We start from the raw sequence: 24,572 nt of genomic DNA on the forward strand, positions 1-24,572 counted from the left end.
AAGAGAAGCATTCATCTAAAGCATGGAATTGTCAAAATAAAAGAAACCTTTTTGAGGCTTTATTCAGAAGAATTGGAGATTATTTAAATTTATCCAAGTCATAATTCAGAAGCGCAGTTTTGGCCGCGTTATATCCAATTTCAACAATCGCATCGATGTTTTTCTTATCAAAAGTTCCGAATGCGTTCAATTCAGAAGGAGCAATCATAAGGTCACATTCAGCAAATTTATGCTGATTTTCTAAAACCGATTTCACCCTAAACACGCGTTCCACTACATTGTGGGAATGCTTCAAATCTTTTATGGTCAGCACATCAAATCCATCCACATAAACGCCAATAATCCGATCACATTTTTTCTTTAGAGGTTCCAAAGGAAAGTTGTTAAGCGCTCCCCCATCGATATAATAAGAACTTTTAATTTTTACCGGCGCAAATAAACCAGGAAAGGCAGCAGATGCCAAAACAGGTTTAATGAGTTCACCTTTTTCAAATATTTTAAGTTTTCCACTCAAGATATTGGTCGCCGTAATAAAGAGTTTCTTTTTTAAAAACGAAAAATCGTCATCTTTTAGATAGACTTTAAAATCCTCATGAAATTTTTCGGCATCAATAAATCCAGGTTTATTGATGGCATATTTTCTAATGTTCATGAGTTGCACTTCCTTAAAAAACGCCAAAATCTCTTCCCAACCATAGCCGTATGCATACAGTGAACCTACAATAGCTCCCGCACTTGAACCTGCAATATGAGTGGGATAAATTTGATGTTCTTCAAGCGCTCGGATGACGCCAATATGGGCGGCTCCTCGCATCCCGCCACCAGATAAAACTAAACCAATATTCATAAGATCTCTTTAACTAGATGGATGGTTCTATTTTAAAAAACATGTGAAATGATTTTCTATCTACTGGGCTGATTTTTATCCAAAGTCAAAAGGTTAGCATTGGACTTCTTTAGAACCGATAGCAATTCTACAAGCGGAAGTTCGATAGAGTAAGAGCCTGTGTAAGAAGGGCACATGACGCAGTCATCAAAATAAAACTCAACTTGATTATCATTGATCACAAAGTTGTTTTTACTTTCAAAAAAATCGGATGGCGATAATTCCCAACAGTCATAATACAGTTCAGAATTTTGAATTTTTTCAATAATTTTATCATTCATAATCCTTAATAACTCGTCTTCAGAACCTGGATTAAAAAAGTCTTCATATGTCATAAAAACACCTTTATTCAAATCGAAATTGAAGCAGTCAAAAGAATAGCTGGGATGCATGGCGCCCGAATAAAAATCCTCCTTATAAAATAGGACACTTACCAATTGATCATTAACAATGTATATTTTGTAATCTATAAATCGGTCCTCTCTAAAATTTATAGCTTCTATACTATCACATAACATTTTACTGGCTTCTATGTCTGAAACCGTCTGTTTGATATTCACATAGTAATCATTGATAAATTCGTTGAAATTCCGGTTTGAAGCCTTTAGCGTTTCATCAAGTTGTGGATATTTGAAATTGATCGTGTAGTCCGGTTGCTGTATTTGATAGGTTTTGTCGATGATCAACTTCTGAAATTCTGATCTTTGGTCCCTTTTTTCAATTAATTCCTTCTGTTTAAATTCGATGGAAACGGACCTATTCAAAGAATTGATACCTCCTTCTCCAATTTGAAGCGTATCTGTAGCAAGTGGCACAGTTTGTTCAGTGTCCTCAATATCAAGATTACTGTCCTCACGCTTATCATTTTTACAACTTGCAAGCAAAAGAACCACTAAGATTAGGTTTAAATATTTCATGTACGCTTAATTAAAATTTGGTTTGGTTTCGTTTCATTCTGTAATCCCATAGATTTTAAGAATAAATCATTAGCACTGCAATTTATACAATGCAACCATCATTCACCTAAAAATTTTAGTATTTCAATCGGTCTTCCATCAGTAAAAACTCGTGCAGATTGTCAAAATCAATAGCACCAACCAATTCGTTCTTCTCTGTAACAGGAAAAAAGGGATGCGTTTCCTCCTGCATGAGTCGATAAGCGACGGAAAGTTCTTCTTTGGTTTCCATGGTTTTAAAATTGGTAGTCATGACCTCTTGGACCAAAAGACTTCTTTTATTGGAGTTTTCAATAATGTCCTTATGATACAAAAGCCCTACAATTTTCTTATTTTTAACGACGACAAAATTAGTTTCAGATCCTCTTAGAATCACTCGGATCACATCTTCCATAGTCTCTTTAGGATCAAAAACCGTGATGTTTTTTAACATAGCGTCCCTCACCAAATAGCCTTTGAGCAAATCGATTTGATGGACCACTTGGTTTTCGCTAAAACTCCCGATCAAAAGAAATAAAGACAAGAACAATAAGATTGGGTTAAATAATAAGCCCGTCAGCAATAAGAAAATGGCAATAACATGACTTATTGTGGTGGCTATACGTGTTGCTGTAACACGACTGAACTTGAAATCCAATACTGCTCTCAAGATTCGGCCACCATCCAAAGGAAAAGCGGGTATCAAATTGAATACAGCCAAGGTTATATTCACAATAAAAAGAAAGAAAAGAAAGTTTTTAAAAGAAAACTCATTGAGAAGGGTAAAATATTCCAAGAAATTATACCCGATATAATCGCTCACTGGGATTGCAAAAAAGAGGATGCCCGCTATAATGATATTTACCAAAGGACCAGCCAAGGTGATCAAAAGTTCTTCTTTAGGCGATTCGGTTGTTTTGTCCACAGTTGAAATACCTCCAACCGGCAAGAGCACCATCTTTGTTGTTTTAATGCCAAATTTCCGCGCTGCCAATAAATGGCCCATTTCGTGCAGCAGCACACAAATCATGACCGCAAGGACAAATTGAAGGTTAAATAAAACACGGTCAACAGAGGCGCCACTTAATACTTCACTTAAAACAATCCATACCGTCAGTAGGAAAAATGTCCAATGAAGTTGAATTTCTGTTCCGTAGTATTTACCTAACTTTAAATTAGCACTCATAATATGATTCCTTGATTTGTAAGCATTAATAAATTATCAAACTAATAAAAAAGGGATGCGGTTTATTCAACTTTTAAAATCGACCATTTCTTCTGTGCATTCATCACTGCAAACATGGTGTTAGAAAGTGCTTTGGAATAGATTGCTGGTGGTTTTCTTAGGCTTTCTGCCGATAGGGTAATATGCACAGGTTCTTGAGTCAAATAGGTGATGACTTCGCCATTTGGGTTGATGGCCACCTCAAAATAGTCGTAATTTACAACCGGTTTATTCAATGCGATATTCTGTGATAGCTCGTTTCTTCTTAGCACCAAAACAATGGCGGCATCATCTTTAAAGTTTGTCGCATTCAAGTATTGGGGTTCAATTACCGTTTTTCCTGATCGGTCAATGTATCCATAATAATTAATGCCATCCTTTCTTTGAGTGATGAGCGATCTGCCATTATGGAAGATAGGAAAACTGCCATCGGCTGTTTTGGTAATCACCAAATCATCCCTAAAATTGATGACAAAGTTGCCTTCAGAATTGACAAATCCCCATTGGCTTCCCTTTTTAACAGCCACCATCTCATCATTCATTGGCGATACAAAGTCGGCATCAACCATACTTTGGGAATAAAGAACGGATGTAAAAACTAGCATTAAAAAACTTAAAAAATGTGAACGTTTCATGATCATAACATTTATGGTTAGGTATAAAATTAACTAGAATAAAATCCTTATGAAATGATATCCATCAGTATAGTGGAAATATTGGTTTTGTTTTAAGGATTGGCAAAATATCAGTCTTATACTTTGATGACTATCTTGCCCACTTCATAATCTGATATTTATCATAGGTCTTCTCCCTTTTACTCATTAACTTTAACACATCAACCAATAGAAATGAGGAAACGCATTATAATTCCAGTAGGTTACTAACCTGTCTAATGCCTCATCTTTAAAAGTTTATTTAACGCATTATTCCTGTAAAAGCTATGACTACTAATATTGATATCATTAAATCTTCTGGTGAAAAAGTAAAGTTTTCACTTAAAAAACTAAGTGCTTCACTGAGAAAATCGGGTGCAGACGAACAGACAATAAATGAAATCATTGAGAAAGTGAAAGAAGAATTATATAATGGCATTTCAACAAAGGAAATCTATAATAGAGCCTTCGCATTATTGAAAAAGAAAGGGGGTTATCTGGCATCCAAATACAAACTTAAAAAAGCGATCTATGAGTTGGGTCCAACGGGCTATCCATTTGAACGCTTTATAAGTGCCATTTTAAAATACTCAGGTTATGACACGCAAGTAGGTGAAATTATGCAAGGCGAATGTGTACGTCATGAAATAGATGTCGTCGCTGAAAAAAACGGAGAAACAACGCTTATTGAATGTAAATTTCATACCGAACAAGGTAGAAACTGCAACGTTAAAATCCCATTGTATATCGCTTCAAGATTTAAAGATGTCAAAGCGCACTGGGATTCAAAACAGCATGAAACAAAACTAGAGGCAGGCTGGGTGGTCACCAACACCCGATTTACTAAAGATGCGATCCAATACGGGAATTGCATTGGTTTGTATCTTTTAAGTTGGGATTATCCAAAAGATAATGGGTTAAGAAATAGGATTGACAGATTAGGATTATATCCAATAACAGTATCAACCTTATTGACCAATCGTGAAAAACAATTTTTATTAAGTAGAGATGTGGTGTTGTGCAGAGATTTGATAGACGATCTGTTTTTCTTGGATCATCTTGGGATTTCTGAAACTCGCAAATCGAAAATTCAAAATGAGATTGCAATGTTATGTAAACACTAAAACTATGGACAATCATGTAATTGTAACTTTTTTGGGCGCTTCCGGTGTTGTGACGGGTTCGAAATTTTTAATTGAAACCTCAGAAAAAAATATCCTGATAGATTGTGGGATGTTCCAAGGTCTAAAAGAGCTCCGTGAACTTAATTGGACGGATCTCCCAATAGATGTCAGCGCCATAGATGTCGTGCTGCTTACCCATGGCCATTTAGATCACGTTGGGTATTTGCCGCGCTTGGTAAAGCAGGGATATCAAGGGAAAATTATCGGAACCGGACCGACTTTGGCCATTGCGGAAATCATTTTGAAGGACAGTGCTAAAATTCATGAAGAGGAAGCCGCAAAAGCCAACGATGAAAAATACACAAAACACAGCCCTGCGCTACCTTTTTATACGGTTGCGGAGGCAGAGAGAACCATTCGTTTGTTTCAGGTTGAAATGGCCGATAAATGGATTGTTTTATCTGAGCATATCTCCTATCGTTTTCAATACAATGGCCACATTCTTGGGGCGACTTTTATAGAGTTGGACGTCAATTCCAAGCGTTTTGTGTTTTCTGGGGATATTGGCCGAAACGACGATTATTTATTGGAGGATCCTAAGCGTCCAGAATGGGCAGATTTCCTGTTTATTGAAAGTACTTATGGAAATAAACTCCATCCAGAAGAAGATGTTGAACAGGTGCTTACAGACATCATCATTGAAACCATTCACAAAAAAGGCAATCTGATCATCCCTAGTTTTGCCGTAGAACGACTCCAAACACTGATGTATATTCTATGGAAATTATATCAGAAAAACAAAATCCCCAATATTCCCATTTTTGTAGATAGCCCAATGGGGAACAATGTTCTGAATGTGTTCAGGCAATTTCCAAAATGGCACAAACTATCGGATTCAGATTATAACGCGATGTGCAATCATGTAAATATCATCCAATCTTACAAAGAAACCTGGGAAACGATTGACGACAAACGCTCTAAAATAGTTATTGCCGGTAGCGGCATGGTGACTGGTGGAAGAGTGCTCACCTATTTGCAACAACTGATTGATAAATCTTCAACCACTGTGTTATTGGTCGGTTATCAGGCAGAAGGCACTCGAGGCAGACAACTGTTTGACGGGGCGCATGAAATCAGATTCTCTGGTAAATACCATCCCGTAAAAGCCACCATTAAGCATATTGAGAGTTTATCCGCCCATGCCGATCAAGGTGAATTGCTTCATTGGATGGGTGCGATTAAAAATAATCCTGAAAAAGTATACCTCATCCATGGCGAACCCGCCGCTTTAGATGCATTTCGGGTAAAAATAACAAACACTTATAAATGGCATGTGCATATCCCAAAACTCAATGAAGTAGAAACAATACGCATTTAAAATTGGCATTGTTTCTAAGTTAGTATCGGATTTCAACACCGCATTTAACGTCACAAAAAAAACCTTGCAGTGGTCACACATACAAGGTTTTACTATTAAAAAAAGGGTTGGTTATTTTTTAATGAATTTAAAAGTTTGTTCGGATGTTTCTGAATAAAGTTTTAAAATGTACAATCCAGAACTTAATGAAGACACATCAAGCATGTCATTGTTCAATTGTGATACCGAGAATTCTTTTCCTAAAACATTGTAAATTTTAACCGATTTTACAGGGGTTTTTGATTTTAAGAATAACCTATCGGATGTTGGATTTGGGTAAACTTCAACATTAAGATTTTCAAATGTCGGAGTAGATAATGTGCCACACATAGGATTCGTTCCAGCTACGGCAGCAAACACGCCCGCAGTAACCGACCAATTTTCCCAGGTGCCACCACTTCCTGTTTCCCAATCGGACAGGTCAAAATAATTGGTGCCTGCTCCTGTTCCCTGTACTTTATAGACTTTTATGGCTTCTCCTCCTCTGTTCCAGGTGAAAGGTTTGAATTTTTCAATCGTCTCTGGTGTATTATTTGCAACACAATTCGATTGCAGGAAATAAGCAGATTCTGAACCATAAACAGCAGCTTTCCCATTAACATCTACAGTAATGGCAGTTCGTTCACTAGAAGCAATTCCAAAAGAACGTCTCTCATTATCTGCCGTATGACGTCCCATAAAAACACTCATTCGTCCCTCACGATCACGATTTGCGAAATGTGAATCGGTAATGACATCTTTCATGAACGGAATATCCAAAAAGTCATCATAGCCAATTGTGGCCCTTGCGTGATAAGGATTGCTCAAAGCTTCCGGACTGGTAATCGATCCATATTGGGCAGTGAAATAGGAACTTCCCAAAATTGCCATTCCAGCACTTGTACCGCCAATAACTCCTTTTTTGGTATTAATGAAGGTATTTAAGGCATCTTCCATGGCATTATCCTTAAAATATTTGACATAATCATATTGGTCTCCACCAGCAAACCAAATAGCTTCTGCATTGGCCACTTTTTCCAATATATAGGGATCAATGGCGGCTAGAGCATCTTCAATAACAAATGTTCGTACTGAGTTTATGGTTACTCCCAAATTCGTGTAAAAATAATTATTGTAACCGTCATCGCCAGTGGTTCTTAAAACCACCACATCCCCACCATCGGTTTGGCTCAAGAACCACTTTAAGGCATCATCTTGATCAGCTGCTCCACCCATCAAGCAAATTCCTGCTTTATGATTGGTCGTGACATCTGTAGCATTTCCTGTAAGATATTCCGTATAATTCTGAGCAAAAAGCATTTGAATGCTCAGTAAAAATAAGAGTGTAATTTTCTTCATAAGCCTTTAATTCTTGTTTTATTTCTGATTAATTAAACGATACATTAATACCGCAGTAATTTTTGCTTGGGTTGCCACCGTTCGTAAATCGCCAGTTTCTTCAATCGTATGGTCGCCGCCACCGCCTGTTAAACCCAATCCATCAAGTGCCATATCCACATACCCTGAGGTAAAGGAGATATCAGCCGCTCCTGCATTTCTGGGATTAACTGCTTCTACTGCGCCAAAACCCAAGTCTTGACTTACCGTATCATAAACTTTCAAGAGTTTTGTATTGCCTTCGGTAAGCGCCAAAGGTGGATAGCCGTTATCATTAAAAATCAATTCTGCAGACGTGTTGGGATAATTGTTGGCAACAATTTGTTTCATGATGCCATGCGCCTTTTCCAGTTGCTCTAGAGATGTTGCCCGAATATCGCCATGCACAATTGTCTGTTGTGCCACGACATTGTCTTTTCCGAAAGCAGTACCACCCGTGAGATCGTCATTAAGATTCAAATCGGTGCCACCAATGATAAACCCCGGATTAAAGGTCAAATCCTTTTCTTTGGATAACTGTAAATAAAATTCATTCAGAATCCGTGAGGTTTCATAAATAGCACCAACGCCAATATCCTTAGTAAACACTTGTGATGAATGCGCTGGCACCCCTGTAACTTTCAATTGCCAATCTGAAGATCCTCTACGGGCAACCACTATGGTTTTTGGGTTATTGTCTCCATTTTCAAAACCTAAAGCGATATCTGCACGTTTGGCGCCCTCTATCAAATCTTTCTTGGCCAATTCAATCGGTTCGCCGCTCAATTCTTCATCACCAGTCATGATTATTTCAATGGACATATCGTCTAAAACTCCAGCATCTTTAAGTGCTTTCATGGCTAATATGATAATGACATCACCACCTTTCATATCGGCAACACCAGGACCTTTCATGATATTCTCGTCTAACATGGTGTATTCCTGAAAAGGACTGTCCAATTCAAAAACGGTATCCAAATGGCCGATCAATAAGAATTTCGGTCCTTTCTTACCTGTCCTTTTAGCGATTAAATGGCCGGCTCGTCCATAAGCTTCGCCATTGGTCAATTCTGTTTGAAATCCGAGTTGATCCAATTCTGCCTTAAATAATTCGCCCACTTTTATCACCCCTGGAAAATTCATCGTTCCACTATTGATATTGACCGATTTTTTGAGTAGATCAATGGCCGCCTCCGAATGCTGATCAACGGCTTTAATAATTCTCTTCTCCATTTTCCCTTTTTGTGCAAATGTCAAACTGCTCAAGAACAGGGCTAAAAGCAGGATTGTTTTCTGTGATGTTTTCTTCAAAATAATCGGTTTAATTTAATTGAAAATGTTCTCCTGGCAAATAGATATTCAGCTGAATATCATGCGCTCCTAATTTATCGCCATGCACATTTTTTGAGCGCTTCGGATTTTTAAGTACAATGACCTGAGAATCCCCAATAATTTCAGCATCCGTACCAATGACCAAAATTGCCGTGGCTTCATCAATACCAATCCCAAGCATCTCAGGATGCTCAATCACCGCGCTGATCAATCGGTTGTAACGACTGCGTTTTACAAAATGCTGATCGATGATCACATTGGCCAACATGCCCAATCCGGTTCCAATTTCGATATTATCTGCATCGATATTTCGGAAGGTTGATGCATATTCCGGATGTTTCAATTCGGCACCCGTAATCATCATCTTACTCATAACGGCTGCTCCTGCACTGGTGCCAGCAATTAAATTTCCATTATTATAGGCATGATGAATGGCTTTTTCAATATCCGTTCCGGCAACAATATTCATAAATCGGTTTTGGTCGCCTCCAGAAATATAAATCATTTTGGCATTTCTGATGGAATCCACTTTGGATTTTGTTAGCACCTCACCCTTCACGAAATCGAGTCCATAAATATTTTTAAGACCTTTCTCGATAAACTGTTTTCCCGAATAATAGATTGCTGAATCTGGTTCAGCACTTGACATTGGCAGAATAATACCATAACCCGATTGATCAATACCTGATTCTTTAATAATACGATCCAACATGGATGATGGTCTTGAACCACCTCCTATAATCACGAGTTTTCCTTTGCTTGGAGCATCCTGTGCACTTATGGGAGTGATGCTGAACATACTCCCAATACATACACAAATTGCTACTAATCCTTTTAAATTCATCATTATTGACGTTTTCCAATGACGATACCATTGGTACCAACTGTTGTTTGATAATAGATTTCTGCGTCACTACCATCTAAGTTGGCTCTCATCATGGTATAGGCTCTCCGGTCTCCCCAATAAATTTTTTCTTCATTTGGGTCATAAGCCAATCCATAAACCACACGTGAAACGCCCACAGCAATTGTAGAAACATCATTGCCATCTAAATTGGCCGACTTGATTCTAATATCTCCAGAAGCAACATATTCATCATAATAAATTCGATTTCCAACCACTATGATACTAGCGCCTTCAACGCCCGGAAGAATCTCTTTTTCCCCAGTTCCATCTAAATTTTTAGACCAAACGCCACCATCATAATTAATCCAGTACAATTTTCTATTTACCAAATCAATCGCCAATCCGTCAGGATCATTGGCTTGACCGGTTACGAAATCTTCTTTTTGGGAAAGATCTGTACTGCCCAAATCGGCACGTTGAACACCTGAAGTTGTGTTCCAGTAAATTTTATTTTCCTGATAATCAAATGCCATCGCAATAGGTTTATCCAATCCGGTTCTGAACTCCTCAAAATTACTACCATCTAAATCGGCTCTGAAAATTTTATTTGCAGCATAATCACTTATGTACAATTTATTATTTAAAGTATCCATAGCCATACTGTAAGAGGTTTCAGTTGCTAAGCCATTTATCTGTGTGAAAATTGGCGCTAGATTATTGATAAGTCCCTGATATACCTTGGTGCCATCCGTATAATAAATTGGCGTTCCGGTAGCATTAGGATCTTTGACCACAATGGTTTGTGAAGATTCCTTTATTTCTAAGGAACCAGAAGTGGTCACAACCAAATTTACAACATACACGCCAGCCTCATCATAAACATAGATTGGATTGGCCTCAGAAGATGACTCCCCATTTCCAAAATTCCAATAGAAAGTAGCATTTCCTACCGTTCCTGGCACTATGGACGTATTGGTAAACGTGACCGTTGCCGGGGCAAACTCATCATTACTTATGGCATAGGTAAATGAAGGCACCGTACTTGCTGGTGGCACCGGAAAACCATCATCAGAACAAGACTGAAAACAGATACCGATACTCATTAAAAAGAATATAATAAACGAATTTTTCATAGTTTTTTATTTAATTAATGCGATACCTCTTACACTTCCCAAACCAGATTTCAATACTTCTTTGTTGGATCCATCCAAATCAGAACGATAGATTTCTCCCGTATCACGTCCACCCCAGTACAATTTATTTGCTTCATTATCTATTTCAATTCCGTAAATACGGGTTGCTCTTTCAGCAATGGTTTCAACATTTGAACCGTCAAGATTTGCTCTTTTCAATGATCGTTTATCCTCAAAATAGATTTTATCATTGACCATATCAACAGCCACGGAATAGCCATAAACTCCGGAAAGAATTTTAGTAGGATTTGATCCATCCAAATCCGCTATATAAAGATCTTCTACATCAAGATCATAAGCATACAATTTTCCGTTTTTAAGGTCTAGCGCCAAGCCTGTCAAAGTGACGTCCGGGATGTTCAAAATCCCTATTTCGACATTTGATCCATCTAAATCTGCTCTAGAGATATTACCTACTGAATCTGACCAATACACTTTATTACCAGCAACATCCAAGGCAACTGCATAAGGATCTTCAATGTTTTCAACAATAACTTCTGCTTCAGTACCATCAGGATTCATTTTCCAAATGTTCCCAAATGGCGTGGTATAAAAGTCAGAGAAATAAATTTTATCATTGACCTCATCGTAAGCCATTCCAACCCCAGATTTACCAACCAAATCGAACACATCAGTAATGGTCCCGGAACCGTCCAGGGTCAACTTTCTCATAAAGTCATCAGTATTGTCTAAATAATATAATTCTGCCGGTGCTTCTGGCGCCATGGCAATAATGACGTCTTTGGTAAATGTATTGGAACCTCCTACGCCATTGGCAGTAAGCGTTACTTTAAATGTTCCTGCTGCCGCATACGTAAACGTTGGATTTTCTTCAGTAGAAGTTGAGTTATTAGCATCTCCAAAAGACCAACTGTAACTTGTAGCGCCTAAAGAGGCATTAGTGAATTGCACCGGAATTTTAGCACTCAAATTGTCTTCATCAGCTACCGTAAATCCGCTGGCTGGTGTAACCTTGATTTCCATGCTGGAAATAGTAGAGCCGCCTGCACCTGTTGATACCAAACTCACCAAAAACACATCGCTGGATTGGTATGACTTTTTAGGTGCTACTTGATTGGAGGTGGTTCCATCTCCAAAGCTCCATAAGTATGCCGTCGCATTTTGTGAGCTGTTGGTAAATTGAATGTCCTCACCTATTTTGACTTCTGTTGCACTCGCAGTAAACTCTGCTTGTGATTGTGGTGGCGTTGCATCATCATCATTTTGGCATGAAAATAATGCTAAAGAGAAGACGCTTATTAGTATGTAATTTAGAAATTTAGTTTGCATAAGATCTATTTTTTAAATATGATGATTAGTTTTTAGTAGCCAGGATTTTGTGTCATTCCTGGGTGTTTATTGGTTTGGATTTCATCAGATGGAATTGGAAACAAGGTTTGGTTAACATTGTTTACATTTGGCAAAACAGCAATTGCTCTTCCTGTTCTTACCAGATCAAACCATCTGTGGCCTTCAAAAGCAAATTCTATTCGTCTTTCCTTTTCAATGATTCTCTGTAATTGAGCTACAGAAGATTCTGAAGTGGGCAATAATTGTGCTCTCAATCTAATCTTGTTGATATCACTTTGGATCGCGGCTATATTCGGTGCCGTCTTGTTCGCTTCAGCTTCTGCCCTGATCAAATACACATCTGCCAATCTTAAGACGATGACATTATCGGCGCCAAGGCTTAAATCGTCATATTTAATGGCATAAGCACTTGTTCCTGCAAAAGCGATGCTTGCCGCATAGCGTGAATCTCCAGTTTCGTAAGCTGCAAGTAAATTTGCCGATGGTTCTACTTCCCTTCTTCCGTTTAGAGAGGTCGGGAAATTATATTCTGCAATCCTGTTGCGTTCGGTTTGCGAAAAATAGATCTCAAAAATGGATTCTGAAGATTGGTCTGCCGCAAAAACATCCGCATAATTACCCAATAAGGTATAACCGCCATTATCAATGACATCCGTAGCTAAGGTTACGGCTTGAGCGTAATCGCCTTTATACAAGAACACCCGTGCCAATAAGGCCTTTGCTGCGTATTTAGAAGTTCTTATTTTATTACCAGATGCTGATAGATTATCTGATGCAAACACTAAATCATTAATGATTTGGCTATACACTTGGTCTACCGGATCTCTTGGCGCATCTAAATTGCCCACTCCTACTGTTGGCATTACTTTAATAGGAACGGCGCCAAAATAATTCAGTAAATTGAAATGGTTAAGCGCTCTAATAAAATAAAGTTCACCTAAAGCGGCATTCTTTTCGGCATCGGTCATATTCTCAATACCTGGAACTTTAGCTATGACGTTGTTGGCAACGTTGATGCCACCGTACATAATATTCCACATCCCTCCAACGGATCCGTTTTCAGGAAGAATATTATTGTTGGCAATCTCTCTGTATTCACTGGCGGTTGCACCAATGGGATGGGATAAATTATCGGCGGCTAAATCAGGAAAAATCACATTTGATCTTCCATAATAACTAAAAGCCTGAAAATAAGAATAGGCTCCTAAAATGCCTTTGTTAACATCCTCTTTATTTTTAAATGCTGTACTTGCTTCAATAGAGCTTTTTGGTTCCACCTCCAAAACATCACAGGACCATACCGCTATCATAACAAAAATCAATAAAATACTCTTTTTCATCTTTTTAAAGTTTTAAGTTAATTCCTAAGGTGAATGTTTGTGCTTGTGGATAGGTAAAGAAATCAGTTCCAATAACCGAATTGTCATCACCTCGATAATTAACCTCAGGATCCAAACCTGTATAATTTGTAAATGTGAATAGGTTTTGGGCGCTTAAATACACGCGGATAGAGCTAAAGAATGTTTTTCTCAACATGTCAGCGTCCAACGAATACCCTAAAGTGACATTTTTAAACCTCAAATAAGAACCATCTTCAATAAACCTTGAAGACACCCTTTTGTTTTGTGCTGCTTTTACAGGATCTGTCGTAGCTCTCGGAATATCTGTAATATCTCCTGGCTGTTTCCATCTTCTTAAAATTGCGGTGGTTTGGTTATCGCCACCTTGAAGGGATTCCAAAAACAATCGGGATCCATTAAAAACATCATTGCCTTGTGAACCTTGTAAAAAGATGCTTAAGTCAAAGCCTTTGTAAGAAAAATTATTGGTCAATCCGTAAATAAAATCTGGATGCGGATTACCAACGATGGTTCTGTCTTCGGAAGTGATAACGCCATCAAAATTGGTATCGGCATAAACTATATCTCCTGTGGACGGGTCAACGCCCAGCGATTTATAACTGTAGAAAATTCCAATAGGTTGACCTTCCATAATTCGGTTCCCACCTCTTCCAATATCATCAATGGGTTGTCCGTTATAAAGTTCCAATACTTTATTTCGGTTTCCAGAAATATTGAATTGTGTGTTCCAAGTGAAATCGCCAACAAAGTTTCGAGTCTCTAAAGTCAATTCGACGCCTTTATTCTCAACGCTTCCTACGTTTTCAGTAATTGACGAAAAGCCGGAGGTTGGTGGCAAGGGTCTGCTCAACAATAAATCTTTGGTCTGCTTATTATAATAATCTCCGGTAAGCATTAAACGATCATTGAACAAGCCCAAGTTGAAACCGACGTTAAATTGCGCCGTACTTTCCCACTTTAAGTCTGGGTTGGGGATATTGCTTGGATAAATTCCTGACATACCGCCATAAACTGTCGTACTGTAGAGTTCAGAAAACAAGAACGGACTGATATCGTCATTCCCTGTTAGACCATAACTCACACGAAATTTCAAGTCGGAAAACGTATTTGAGTCTTTTATAAAATCTTCCTCAATAACACGCCACGCTACGGAAGCTGCAGGGAAAAATCCTGTTCTGTTGTTTTCTCCAAATTTGGTGGATGTATCAAATCGTCCAGTGAATGTTGCGATATACTTATCGTCAAAATTATAATTTAAACGTCCAAAATAGGAACGTAACCCAGATTCGGTAGCACCAGAACTCGCAGAAACAATCGTCGCCGCAGAATTGAGATATTCTAAACTGTCATCGGCAAAATCCTGTCCTCTAATATAAGAGGAGGTTCTTTCATAACTTTCAAAACTGTAGCCCAATAAAGCATCCAATTTATGTTTTCCTAAACTCTTATTATAGGATAAAAGGTTATTGGAAACGATGTTAGTCACGTTGCTATAGGTTTCAAACCCAAGCCCGTTGTATTTTGCACCTTGAACAGTTTTGGTCGATTCGTAAGAATGCTCTCTAAAGTTCATGAAATCCACACCCCATTTGGTGGAAAACTTAAGGTTATCAATAATTTTCCAATCCAAATAAAAGTTAGAGTTGGTTCTATAAGAATAATTGACTGCAATAGCTTCATTTGCGATAGACAGTGCATTCGCATAAGGTCCCGACTGATTATATGATCCATCTTCATTAAACACTGGAAAAATTGCCGGTGTTGAAATCCCATTCGGTAAAGGTCCGTGAAGCGTTTGATCACTTTCAACCCTGTTAGTCACAGCATAAGTCAATCCGATGCTGGTACCAATAGTTATTTTATCAGAAAGTTGATGGTCAATATTGGCACGTGCATTTAATCGGCGATAATCCGTGCCAATCAAGATTCCTTCTTGGTCGAATAATGTTCCACTGAGAAAAAACTTGGTCTTTTCTGAACCTCCAGTTGTAGAAACTTCGTAACTACTGATTGGAGCCGTTCTAAAAATAACATCTTGCCAATTGGTATCCACCGTGATATTGTCCATTTGTTCTTGTGTGAAAACCGTCGTTCCAGTCAGATCATTTCTATATTCCATCCACTGTCTGGAGTTCAACATATCCAATTTATTCCAAGCGCGTTGCATCCCAGAATACACGTTAACATTAACAACCGATTGTTGCGCTTTACCGCGTTTGGTCGTAATCAATACAATCCCGTTAGAAGCCCTAGCGCCATAAATTGCAGTTGCCGAGGCATCTTTCAAAATACTGATGGAAGCAATCTCACTAGGGTTTAAATCTGATAAGGCACTAGACCCTTGACCAGAATAACTTAACTGACCGTAATCTCCCATAGTTACAGGAATACCATCAATAATATAAAGCGGTTGGCTAGAACCACTAATGGAAGTTAATCCACGAATCCGCACAGACATTTCACCACCTGGCGTTCCTGAGTTTTGCATCACCTGAACGCCAGAAGACTGCCCTTGAAGAATACCATCAACCGTTGACACTGGCAAATCCTCAATTTGTTTTGAGCTGATTGAGGTAACGGCATCACTGATTAATGACTTGCGCTCGGTACCATATCCAATGACGACAATTTCCTCTAAAGCCATACTATCCGAAACCATGGTCACATTCACCGTAGAAAGACCTACAATAGAGACTTCCTGAGTAACAAAACCCAAATAAGAAATGACAAGAGTCGTGGCATTTTCTGGAACGGACATTTCAAAATTCCCGTCAAAATCTGTAGTCACTCCCCTGTTGGTCCCTTTAATCTGGACAGTAGCACCCAATAATGGCACTCCGGTGTCGTCAAAAACAGTTCCTTTTATTGGACGGTCTTGTTGGTTTTGGCCAGTTGATTGGATAACTTCTGCACTCACATCCTTTTTAATGACCACCTGCCTAACGTCTATGTTGTAGCTCAGATCGGTGTTTTTTAAAGCAGCATCCAAAATAGTGGCAACAGTAGCATTTTTCAGCTTTAGGGATACTTTATGCTTTAAAACATCATCTTTATAGAAGAATAGAAATTCACTTTTATTTTGAATTTCTTTAAATAATTCTTCCAAGGAAACATTTTTTACGTTGATATCCATCTTGGTCTGCGCTTCTGAGAAATTCGCAAAAGCAGAACTCAAGCCAAGGGTCATTAGTAATAGGAAAACTCGCATCATATGTACCAAATAGTATCTAAAAGATTTTATCCTTTTAAAAGAATAAAGGTTCTCATTTTTATTCATAATTTTGTTTTAGTGGTTAATATTGCTGATTTACAGTGGTGTTGATTTTTTACGGCTAGAGGGTGTTGGCGCATCTTCTAGCTTTTTTTTAATGAAATTTTCTGTTTAATGGTGTTCTAGTTTTTAGTTAATGATTAGTTGATTGTCTTGAGTTAAATGATATTCAAATTCTGAAGATTCAGTAGATTTAATAGTTTGCATGACATGTTCAATAGTTTCCTTGACATCCAAATATCCTGAGAAGGTTTCGTTCGCCAAGTTGTCATTATTGATGATGATTTCTACATTATAATATCGTGAGATTTTTTTCATGATGGATTTTAGCGAGTCGTTTTTGAAGATAAAAATACCATCTCGCCATGAAAAATAAGGTTCAGTAGCGACTGATTGGGTTTTGACCGCTCTGTCATCCTTATCAAAAGTAGCCAAAGTTCCTGGAGTGATTTTGATGTGCTTTTGGGAATTGAAAAGCTTATTTTCTGTCACATTAATTTGAATACTTCCACTTTGTAACACGGTATAGATGGCCTGGTCGTCATTGTAATTGCTCACATTAAAGATAGTTCCCAATACTTCAATTTCATGATGTTCAGATTTGACCATAAAAGGCTGCTTCTGACGGTGAGCCACTTCAAAAATAGCTTCTCCTTGAAGATATACTTCTCTTTTATCTTCTGAAAACTGCGCTGGAAATATCAATTTCGAACCTGAGTTCAACCAAACTTTACTTCCATCTGAAAGTACGATTTCTGAACGTTTTCCGAACGGCACAATTAGGGTGTTAAAAACCGGTTGGTTTTTATGTGATGTTTTTTGGTTTATAGAATTCTCGTTCCCAATCTGCACTTCCTCTCCAGTACTAGAATAACTGATGGCCGAATGGTCTTCAGTTATCTCAATATTTTGATCATCACTGAGTACAAGTTGTACTTTACCTGATGATTCCAAGTCTTTTACTGTTTTGGCAAAGACTTCAATGGGTGAAGGATGAGATGTTGGCGCATTGAAAATTCCTATGGAAAGAAAAATTACAACGACAGCTACGCTAACTCCAATTCCATATTTCAATAATCTCTTACGTTTTATGTAACCGTACACAGAATTTGAGATGCGCTGTTTTAATTGCGCCTTCTCCTCTTTTGAAAGATGTTTAAAATTTATATTTTTCTGAAAATTATTATCCATGACACTATCTAAACAGATTATAAAACACAGTTTTTTTAATGCATAACATTAAAACATACCGCGTCCTATTAGTATAAGTCAGATAGTCTTAGTTTATAGACACTTTTAATGAAAAAAGTTATAAAAGAATGATAAAAAGAAAATTCCCAAGCTATAAAGCTGCTTTCTCAAGATTTTGATCGCCCTATAAATAATGGTTCTAGAAGTTGCAACGGAAACATTCATAATGGCAGCAACATCTTCATAAGAATGCTCATGGGTAAACCTCAAAGACAAAGCTTTTCTTTGTTTCTTACTCAATAAGGTGATGGCCTTTGCCAATTTGTAAGCGCGATCGTTTTCAAATTCCTCGGCGCAAATACGGTCTTCAATAGAATTTTCACTTTGTTTATGATCCTCCTCTTGGCTATAAGGAACAAACGAACGGCTTTTGTTTTCAACTTTAAGAATGTTGTTTTTTAAAGATCTGAAGAGATAAAAAGTTACATTATCTGTGGCGGCAAGAGTTTTTCTGTATTTGTAAAGATTCAAGAACAGATCATGAATGGCATCCATTACTTGGCTTTTATCGGAAGAAAACTGCATGCCATATGCAAACAATTCATCCACATAAATATCATAAAGATCACCCATAGCGCGAACATCACCATCCTTTAGCTTTGTCCATAAGACCAGTGTTCTATTTTTATGTCGCTCCAACTTTACAATCTACTGAAAATGAATAGTCTCTAACCAAAACTAATGACTCTATGAATCAACCTTTTAAACCTATTTTACATGCCAATTAACAAGAAATCAGATCAGGCCGTTTAAAGAGAAATAAACCATAGCCTCTTATCAGGCTAAAGTATCCATTTTTATATAAAAAACACGAAGAATGGGAGTAAAAATCAAATGCATCATACTCAAGTTAAGTGCATTCAGCGGAAGGAAGTAATGGGGATAGCCAATTATTTAATTAGAAAGACACCCAAATTAATTTGCCATTTCAATGGCACGGTCTTCAAAAAGCCATTGGGTCATGCCGCCTTTAAGGTCGTAGACTTTAACAAATCCGGCGTCTATCAGTTTCTCAGCACAATCCGAGCTCCGCTTTCCTGAACGGCAATATATGATAACGGGTTTGGTTTTATCCAACTTCAAGATGTCTTCATCAAATGTTGGCGAATAGAAATCAATGTTTTGTGAGTTTTTAATATAACCGTCCTCTCTTTCCTTGGCCGTTCTCACATCAACCAATTGGACATCTTCCAACTCCATTAAAGAAAGCATTTCTTCAGCCGTAACTAAAGTAATCTCACCTTCAGTTTTATCCTTACAACCGACTAGGACGGTAAAAGCAATAATAAAAATCAACAAAAAACGGTTCATAATATGTGTATTAGCTTTCTTATAAAGGAAAAAATCAAGTTTTATTGTGTGGACGGTCCTTTCCATTCACTAAAACCTCCAATTAAGTTATAGGCTTTTTTAAATCCCAAAGAATTCATTACTGAACACGCTTGACCACTTCTTCCCCCAGATCTGCAGTACACATAATAGCTTTTTTCTGGATCGAGTTTTTTGATTTCATCGATAAACTCTTGACCCTTATGAATGTCCAAATGAATGGCTTCAGGAATGTATCCTTCGTCAACTTCATCTTGAGTTCTTACGTCCAATACAATTGCGTCCTTATCATTCTCCAATTGAGATGCCCATTCTTGTTGCGTTAAATCTGCCATAGAAACTATATTTAAAAGAACAAAATTAACATTTCTTTGTGATATAGACGAAAAAAATCCGAAGTGTAATACCTCGGATTCGTTTTTTAACATTTGACTCTTATTTAGAGTTTGATAGAACACCCAATGGCTCTCGTTTGAGGTTCCTTAATTTGCTGCCCAGACAAGAGTGCGTCTACTGCATTTTCAACATATTTGGATTTAACGGCGCTTGCATCTTGATAATTATCATCAATAGCACCAATATATTTTACTTGATTTCCTTTACTGGTTTTCTGCAACACATACACTTCAGGCGTTTTGGTAGCTCCATACTGTGGAGAAATCTTTTGACCTTCATCCATCAAATAAGGAAACGTGAAGCCTTTTGACTTAGCTCTTTGAATCATGGCTTCCATATTATCTTGAGGTTGGACGTCAGGGTTATTTGGCATAATGGCAATCACAGGATAACCTTTGCCTTTGTATTTTTTATCAAGAGCTACAATTCTGTCTTCGTAGGCCACAGAATACGGGCAGGTATTACAAGTGAAAATGACAATAAATCCTTTGGCATCTTTATAATCAGACAAGGAGACCGAAGTACCGTCACTACTTTTTAGTTTGAAATCTGTGGCAATATCACCAATCTTATAGCCACTGCTCACGGTTGTAAAAGCAGAGAGCATAACAATAGCAATGACTGCGAAAATTCCTTTTATATGTTTCATATTATTTTGAGATTATTATTCCGTTCTATTATTGTCAAAAACTGTTCCACTCTTTTAAAGACAAATTGCGATTTTTAATTTAGAAATTGCTTAATTTCTGTTTCTAATTCCTCATAAGTAAACGTCTTTTCATAAAACTGGCGTTTCTCTTTATTGAAAATTAGCGTTGCAGGAATGGCTCCAGACCAATCAGGATTAATTGCGGGGATCCAAGTATTAGAGTCGTTATCATCCAAAGCTACAACTTTCGATTTTAAATTATTCTTCTTAATAAATGGCTTCAAATGGGAATCATACTTTTTAGGAAAATCTAAACTCACCAATATGACTTCTACGTTTTTGTCACTGTAAGCGGCGTTCAACTGCTCAAAATAAGGCAATTCCTTAATACAAGGCGCGCACCAAGTAGCCCAAAAATTGACGACATAGGTTTTATCAGTGTTCGTTTTTAGAAATGGTTTCAATCCTTCAAAATCATAGATTTCCAAGGGAACTGTAGAAAAGTCTTCATTATAATCAAGGTCTACCGCCTTCTCATTTTGACGACTTTCGTTTTTACAGGATGCTGTTAAGATCAGCAATAATAAACATACTATTCTCATGGTATAAAAATAAAGCTCCATTTGAAGACCAATAAAACTTTAACAAAAAATTATAGCAAGATTAATCTTAGAAGTAAAAAACACCCCTAAATTTGTATATACAATTGTTGTATATGAAAGAATTAGAAGACATCTTATTGACCACCTCCCAAATACCATTGGCGAAGAAGACCGTTCTGAATATTTCTTATACGAGTAATATCATCAGGGACAGTATTTCCAACATCCTTAAGCCTTTTGATATTTCCATTGAACAGTTTAACGTCCTTAGAATTTTACGAGGACAAAAAGGCAAGCCTACAAACCTTCAAGACATTCAAGGTAGAATGGTCAGCAAAATGAGCAACACCACGAGATTGGTAGATAAGCTCATCTTGAAAGGTTATGTAGAGCGTTTTATATGTGAAGAAAATCGACGGAAAGTAGAAATCTTCATAACACCGAAAGGTTTGGAATTTTTAACGGAAATAGATCCTAAAGTAGAAGCAACGGAAACAGATATTACCTCTCCTTTATCGCAAGAAGAACTTAAAACTTTAAATAGTTTATTAACAAAACTCAGAGATTAACCATTAATTAATTACACTTTTTAAATCAAATTTTATGAATAGTACACTAATTTTAGCAATGGCTTTTGCAGCCAGTTCATTTATCACTACAATCGACAAGAAAGTTGATGTTGTCAACAGTAAAATCACCTGGAAAGGACATAAAGTAACCGGAGAACATGATGGATACATTATACTTCAGAAAGGTGCTTTGAAATTTGACGACAAGAATCAGTTGACAGGTGGCTCTTTCGTGATGGATATGCCAACCTTGACCGTAACTGATTTAGAAGGTGAATCGAAAGGCAAGCTTGAAGCACATTTAAAATCAGACGACTTTTTCAGTACAGACAAACATACTGCTGCTACTTTTGTCATTACAAACGTGTCAGGGAAAGACGGAAAACATAAAGTAACTGGCGATTTGACCATTAAAGGCATCACCAATCCAAACACTTTTGACATGGTTGTTTCTGGAAACACTGCTACTGCCGACCTTAAAGTTGATCGTACCAAATATGATATAAAATTTAGATCGGCGAGTTTCTTTGACGGTCTAAAGGATAAAGCCATCTATGATAATTTTGATCTCAATGTAAATTTAAAGTTTTAAGCTTAAATTTATTAAGAGTTTCATTTTAGTCAAAAAGAATCCTGCTTCGGAAGTTTCGTTTGCAGGATTCTTTTTTTATTTTCTTCCCAAATTATTTGTAAACTTAATTTTGATTTCTATATTTGGCAAAACAAAAATATGTACACAACTTTAAATCATACTTGGTGGTGGAACTTTTCGAAACAAACTTCGTGAGGTAATGCTATAGTATATTTAAATCTAATATAAAAAAGGCTTGTCATTCACGACAAGCCTTTTTTATTTGCCATTGGTCATTTCCGCGAAGGCGGAAATCCAAAGAATAAAGTAAGACTGTTACGCTATGTTTCAAGAAAAGAACTTTTTTGTATATATCATGATTAATAAAAACAACTCTGTAATTTATGTGGGTTTTTCAGGTCAAGTCTATGAACGGGTTCAACAACATAAGAAGAAATATAGCAAAGGATTTGCCAACAAATACAATCTAAACAAACTTGTTTATTATGAAAAATTCGAATATCCAAACGAGGCCATTAAAAGAGAAAAACAAATCAAAAAGTGGAATCGTGAATGGAAAATTAACCTAATAAATGATTTTAATCCTAGTTGGGACGATTTATCACATTTTTTACAACCATAAAACATAAAGATTTCCGCCGAAGTTCAGCCTGAGCAATAGCCGAAACGCGTAAATAAATTCAGACATTCAAATGAAGACCTACAGCCTACACACCCATCATAAAAAAATTCTCGCAGATACCATCACACCGGTGAGTATTTATTTGAAAATAAGGGATAAGTTCCCCAACAGTATTCTTTTGGAGAGTAGTGATTACCGCGCCAATGACAATAGTTTTTCCTATATCTGTTGCAATCCTATCGCCTCCATTAAAGTTAAAAATGAGGTCATAACAGAAAGCTTTCCAGATAAAAGTCAGTCCATCCATCCCATTACACCAGAAACGAATGTAGCCAATGTGATCCATAAATTCACCAAACGTTTTAAAACGCATTCCGAAGATAAATTCAAGTTTATCAACAATGGTGTTTTCGGATATATCGCTTATGATGCGGTCCGTTATTTTGAAGACGTAGCCATTTCAAAAAAAGAAGGCCATCAAGATATTCCTGATATTTACTATGCAGTGTACCAAAACATCATCGCCATCAACCATTTCAAAAATGAAGCGTATGTATTTGCCAATTGTTTTGATACAGAAAATAATATCCCGGAAATTCTACAACTCATCCAGTCAAAAAACTTTGCTGCTTTTAATTTTTCAACGGAGGGCGAAACAGTCTCCAACTTAACCGATGATGAATATAAAGACAATGTTGTCCTCGCAAAAAAACATTGTGCTAGAGGTGATGTCTTTCAACTTGTGCTGTCAAAAAAGTTTTCTCAGCAATTTAAAGGAGATGAATTCAATGTGTATCGCGCTTTACGCAGCATTAACCCCTCTCCTTACCTGTTCTATTTTGATTATGGCGATTTCAAGATTTTTGGAAGCTCTCCAGAAGCACAATTGGTCATAAATAAAGACAAAGCAGAAATCCATCCGATTGCAGGCACATTCAAACGTACGGGTAACGACGAAAAGGATGCTGAACTCGCCAAACTCTTGGCTGTTGATGATAAGGAAAATGCAGAACACGTGATGCTTGTCGATTTGGCAAGAAACGATTTGAGTCGCCATGGAAGTCAGGTCACTGTGGAAAAATATAGAGAAGTACAATTCTTTTCCCACGTCATCCACTTGGTCAGCAAGGTGACAGGTAAAAAACATAAGGACACCACCACCATGCAGATGGTCGCCGATACGTTTCCCGCAGGAACCTTAAGCGGGGCCCCTAAACACAAAGCCATGCAACTCATTGAGAAATACGAAAAAACGAGTCGCGATTTTTACGGTGGCGCCATCGGATTCATGGATTTTAAAGGCAACTTCAATCATGCCATCATGATTCGGACATTTTTGAGCAAGAATCATCAATTGCATTGGCAAGCTGGCGCAGGATTGGTTTCTAAGTCAAAACCCGAAGACGAATTGCAAGAAGTTTACAATAAGTTGGGGGCATTGACTAAGGCGATTGAGATGGCTAAAGATATTTAATAGAATAAACAATGTCTAATACCAACCTGCAAGGTTTCAGAAACTAACCTGCAAGGTTTCAAAAACCTTGTAGGTTTAAAATGGCAAATAAAAATTATATAAAATTAGACCTGTCAGGTTTAAAAACCTAACAGGTCTCAACCAAATAAATTAACATTTTAACACTCAGATCCCCGC

23 protein-coding genes are annotated in these 24,572 nt (G+C 37.4%); 6 read left to right on the top strand and 17 right to left on the bottom strand.

Features of this window, described 5'->3' with window-relative positions; all coding sequences use genetic code 11:
- Positions 1-79: 79 nt before the first annotated feature.
- The 4 genes from ESZ48_RS12580 to ESZ48_RS12595 all read right to left on the bottom strand — a co-directional run bounded on the left by ESZ48_RS12580 (position 80) and on the right by ESZ48_RS12595 (position 3,681).
- Complete coding sequence (locus tag ESZ48_RS12580; RefSeq protein WP_129017845.1) at positions 80-847, bottom strand: patatin-like phospholipase family protein; 768 nt, start codon at positions 845-847, stop codon at positions 80-82.
- 56 nt (positions 848-903) lie between these two features.
- Positions 904-1,803: an RsiV family protein gene (locus tag ESZ48_RS12585; protein ID WP_129017846.1), complete on the bottom strand. Its 900-nt coding sequence runs from the start codon at positions 1,801-1,803 to the stop codon at positions 904-906.
- Between the two features lie 115 nt (positions 1,804-1,918).
- Positions 1,919-3,007: a site-2 protease family protein gene (locus ESZ48_RS12590; protein WP_129017847.1), complete on the bottom strand. Its 1,089-nt coding sequence runs from the start codon at positions 3,005-3,007 to the stop codon at positions 1,919-1,921.
- 62 nt (positions 3,008-3,069) lie between these two features.
- Positions 3,070-3,681 carry a WG repeat-containing protein gene (locus ESZ48_RS12595; RefSeq protein ID WP_190246257.1) on the bottom strand — a complete coding sequence of 204 codons (612 nt, stop codon included), beginning with the start codon at positions 3,679-3,681 and terminating at the stop codon, positions 3,070-3,072.
- Positions 3,682-3,986: 305 nt separating this feature from the next.
- On the opposite strand from ESZ48_RS12595, the gene ESZ48_RS12600 reads away from it, so the two are divergent.
- Positions 3,987-4,823: an ATP cone domain-containing protein gene (locus ESZ48_RS12600; protein ID WP_129017849.1), complete on the top strand. Its 837-nt coding sequence runs from the start codon at positions 3,987-3,989 to the stop codon at positions 4,821-4,823.
- 4 nt (positions 4,824-4,827) lie between these two features.
- On the top strand, positions 4,828-6,201 hold the full coding sequence (locus ESZ48_RS12605) for an MBL fold metallo-hydrolase RNA specificity domain-containing protein (RefSeq protein WP_129017850.1): 1,374 nt from the start codon (positions 4,828-4,830) through the stop codon (positions 6,199-6,201).
- Between the two features lie 111 nt (positions 6,202-6,312).
- Here ESZ48_RS12605 and ESZ48_RS12610 read toward each other — a convergent pair whose 3' ends face one another.
- From ESZ48_RS12610 to ESZ48_RS12670, 13 genes are all read right to left on the bottom strand, one after another.
- Positions 6,313-7,578, bottom strand: a complete 1,266-nt coding sequence (locus tag ESZ48_RS12610) for a T9SS type A sorting domain-containing protein (protein WP_129017851.1) — start codon at positions 7,576-7,578, stop codon at positions 6,313-6,315.
- An 18-nt stretch (positions 7,579-7,596) separates the two neighbouring features.
- Positions 7,597-8,907, bottom strand: a complete 1,311-nt coding sequence (locus ESZ48_RS12615; protein ID WP_223266445.1) for a M20/M25/M40 family metallo-hydrolase — start codon at positions 8,905-8,907, stop codon at positions 7,597-7,599.
- A 10-nt stretch (positions 8,908-8,917) separates the two neighbouring features.
- Positions 8,918-9,775 carry a cyanophycinase gene (locus ESZ48_RS12620; protein ID WP_223266446.1) on the bottom strand — a complete coding sequence of 286 codons (858 nt, stop codon included), beginning with the start codon at positions 9,773-9,775 and terminating at the stop codon, positions 8,918-8,920.
- Positions 9,775-10,908, bottom strand: coding sequence for a PKD domain-containing protein (locus ESZ48_RS12625; RefSeq protein WP_190246258.1), 1,134 nt, complete (start codon positions 10,906-10,908; stop codon positions 9,775-9,777). The genes ESZ48_RS12620 and ESZ48_RS12625 overlap by 1 nt, the downstream gene beginning before the upstream one ends.
- A 6-nt stretch (positions 10,909-10,914) precedes the next feature.
- Complete coding sequence (locus ESZ48_RS12630) at positions 10,915-12,258, bottom strand: PKD domain-containing protein (RefSeq protein WP_129017852.1); 1,344 nt, start codon at positions 12,256-12,258, stop codon at positions 10,915-10,917.
- Positions 12,259-12,290: 32 nt separating this feature from the next.
- The gene (locus tag ESZ48_RS12635) at positions 12,291-13,619 is read right to left on the bottom strand and encodes a RagB/SusD family nutrient uptake outer membrane protein (protein WP_129017853.1); all 1,329 of its coding nucleotides are present in this window, start codon (positions 13,617-13,619) and stop codon (positions 12,291-12,293) included.
- A gap of 4 nt (positions 13,620-13,623) precedes the next feature.
- The gene (locus ESZ48_RS12640; RefSeq protein ID WP_223266447.1) at positions 13,624-16,917 is read right to left on the bottom strand and encodes a TonB-dependent receptor; all 3,294 of its coding nucleotides are present in this window, start codon (positions 16,915-16,917) and stop codon (positions 13,624-13,626) included.
- A gap of 123 nt (positions 16,918-17,040) precedes the next feature.
- Positions 17,041-18,102 (bottom strand): FecR family protein, encoded by a 1,062-nt coding sequence (locus ESZ48_RS12645; protein ID WP_129017854.1) that lies wholly within the window; start codon positions 18,100-18,102, stop codon positions 17,041-17,043.
- Between the two features lie 105 nt (positions 18,103-18,207).
- Positions 18,208-18,801: an RNA polymerase sigma factor gene (locus ESZ48_RS12650; RefSeq protein WP_129017855.1), complete on the bottom strand. Its 594-nt coding sequence runs from the start codon at positions 18,799-18,801 to the stop codon at positions 18,208-18,210.
- 276 nt (positions 18,802-19,077) lie between these two features.
- The gene (locus tag ESZ48_RS12655) at positions 19,078-19,473 is read right to left on the bottom strand and encodes a rhodanese-like domain-containing protein (RefSeq protein WP_129017856.1); all 396 of its coding nucleotides are present in this window, start codon (positions 19,471-19,473) and stop codon (positions 19,078-19,080) included.
- 41 nt (positions 19,474-19,514) lie between these two features.
- Positions 19,515-19,826 carry a rhodanese-like domain-containing protein gene (locus tag ESZ48_RS12660; protein ID WP_129017857.1) on the bottom strand — a complete coding sequence of 104 codons (312 nt, stop codon included), beginning with the start codon at positions 19,824-19,826 and terminating at the stop codon, positions 19,515-19,517.
- A 104-nt stretch (positions 19,827-19,930) separates the two neighbouring features.
- Positions 19,931-20,536 (bottom strand): thioredoxin family protein, encoded by a 606-nt coding sequence (locus ESZ48_RS12665; protein ID WP_129017858.1) that lies wholly within the window; start codon positions 20,534-20,536, stop codon positions 19,931-19,933.
- Positions 20,537-20,610: 74 nt separating this feature from the next.
- The gene (locus tag ESZ48_RS12670) at positions 20,611-21,138 is read right to left on the bottom strand and encodes a TlpA family protein disulfide reductase (RefSeq protein ID WP_129017859.1); all 528 of its coding nucleotides are present in this window, start codon (positions 21,136-21,138) and stop codon (positions 20,611-20,613) included.
- Positions 21,139-21,251: 113 nt separating this feature from the next.
- Here ESZ48_RS12670 and ESZ48_RS12675 point away from each other — a divergent pair, with 113 nt between their 5' ends.
- The 4 genes from ESZ48_RS12675 to ESZ48_RS12690 all read left to right on the top strand — a co-directional run bounded on the left by ESZ48_RS12675 (position 21,252) and on the right by ESZ48_RS12690 (position 24,395).
- On the top strand, positions 21,252-21,707 hold the full coding sequence (locus ESZ48_RS12675; RefSeq protein ID WP_129017860.1) for a MarR family winged helix-turn-helix transcriptional regulator: 456 nt from the start codon (positions 21,252-21,254) through the stop codon (positions 21,705-21,707).
- A 34-nt stretch (positions 21,708-21,741) separates the two neighbouring features.
- Complete coding sequence (locus tag ESZ48_RS12680) at positions 21,742-22,299, top strand: YceI family protein (protein WP_129017861.1); 558 nt, start codon at positions 21,742-21,744, stop codon at positions 22,297-22,299.
- Between the two features lie 322 nt (positions 22,300-22,621).
- A complete protein-coding gene (locus ESZ48_RS12685) occupies positions 22,622-22,921 on the top strand; it encodes a GIY-YIG nuclease family protein (protein ID WP_129017862.1) in 300 nt (99 codons plus the stop codon).
- Positions 22,922-22,991: 70 nt separating this feature from the next.
- Positions 22,992-24,395, top strand: coding sequence for an anthranilate synthase component I family protein (locus ESZ48_RS12690; protein WP_129017863.1), 1,404 nt, complete (start codon positions 22,992-22,994; stop codon positions 24,393-24,395).
- The last annotated feature ends 177 nt before the right edge of the window (positions 24,396-24,572 follow it).

Source organism: Gelidibacter gilvus (genome assembly GCF_004115975.1).
Lineage (GTDB): Bacteria > Bacteroidota > Bacteroidia > Flavobacteriales > Flavobacteriaceae > Gelidibacter > Gelidibacter gilvus.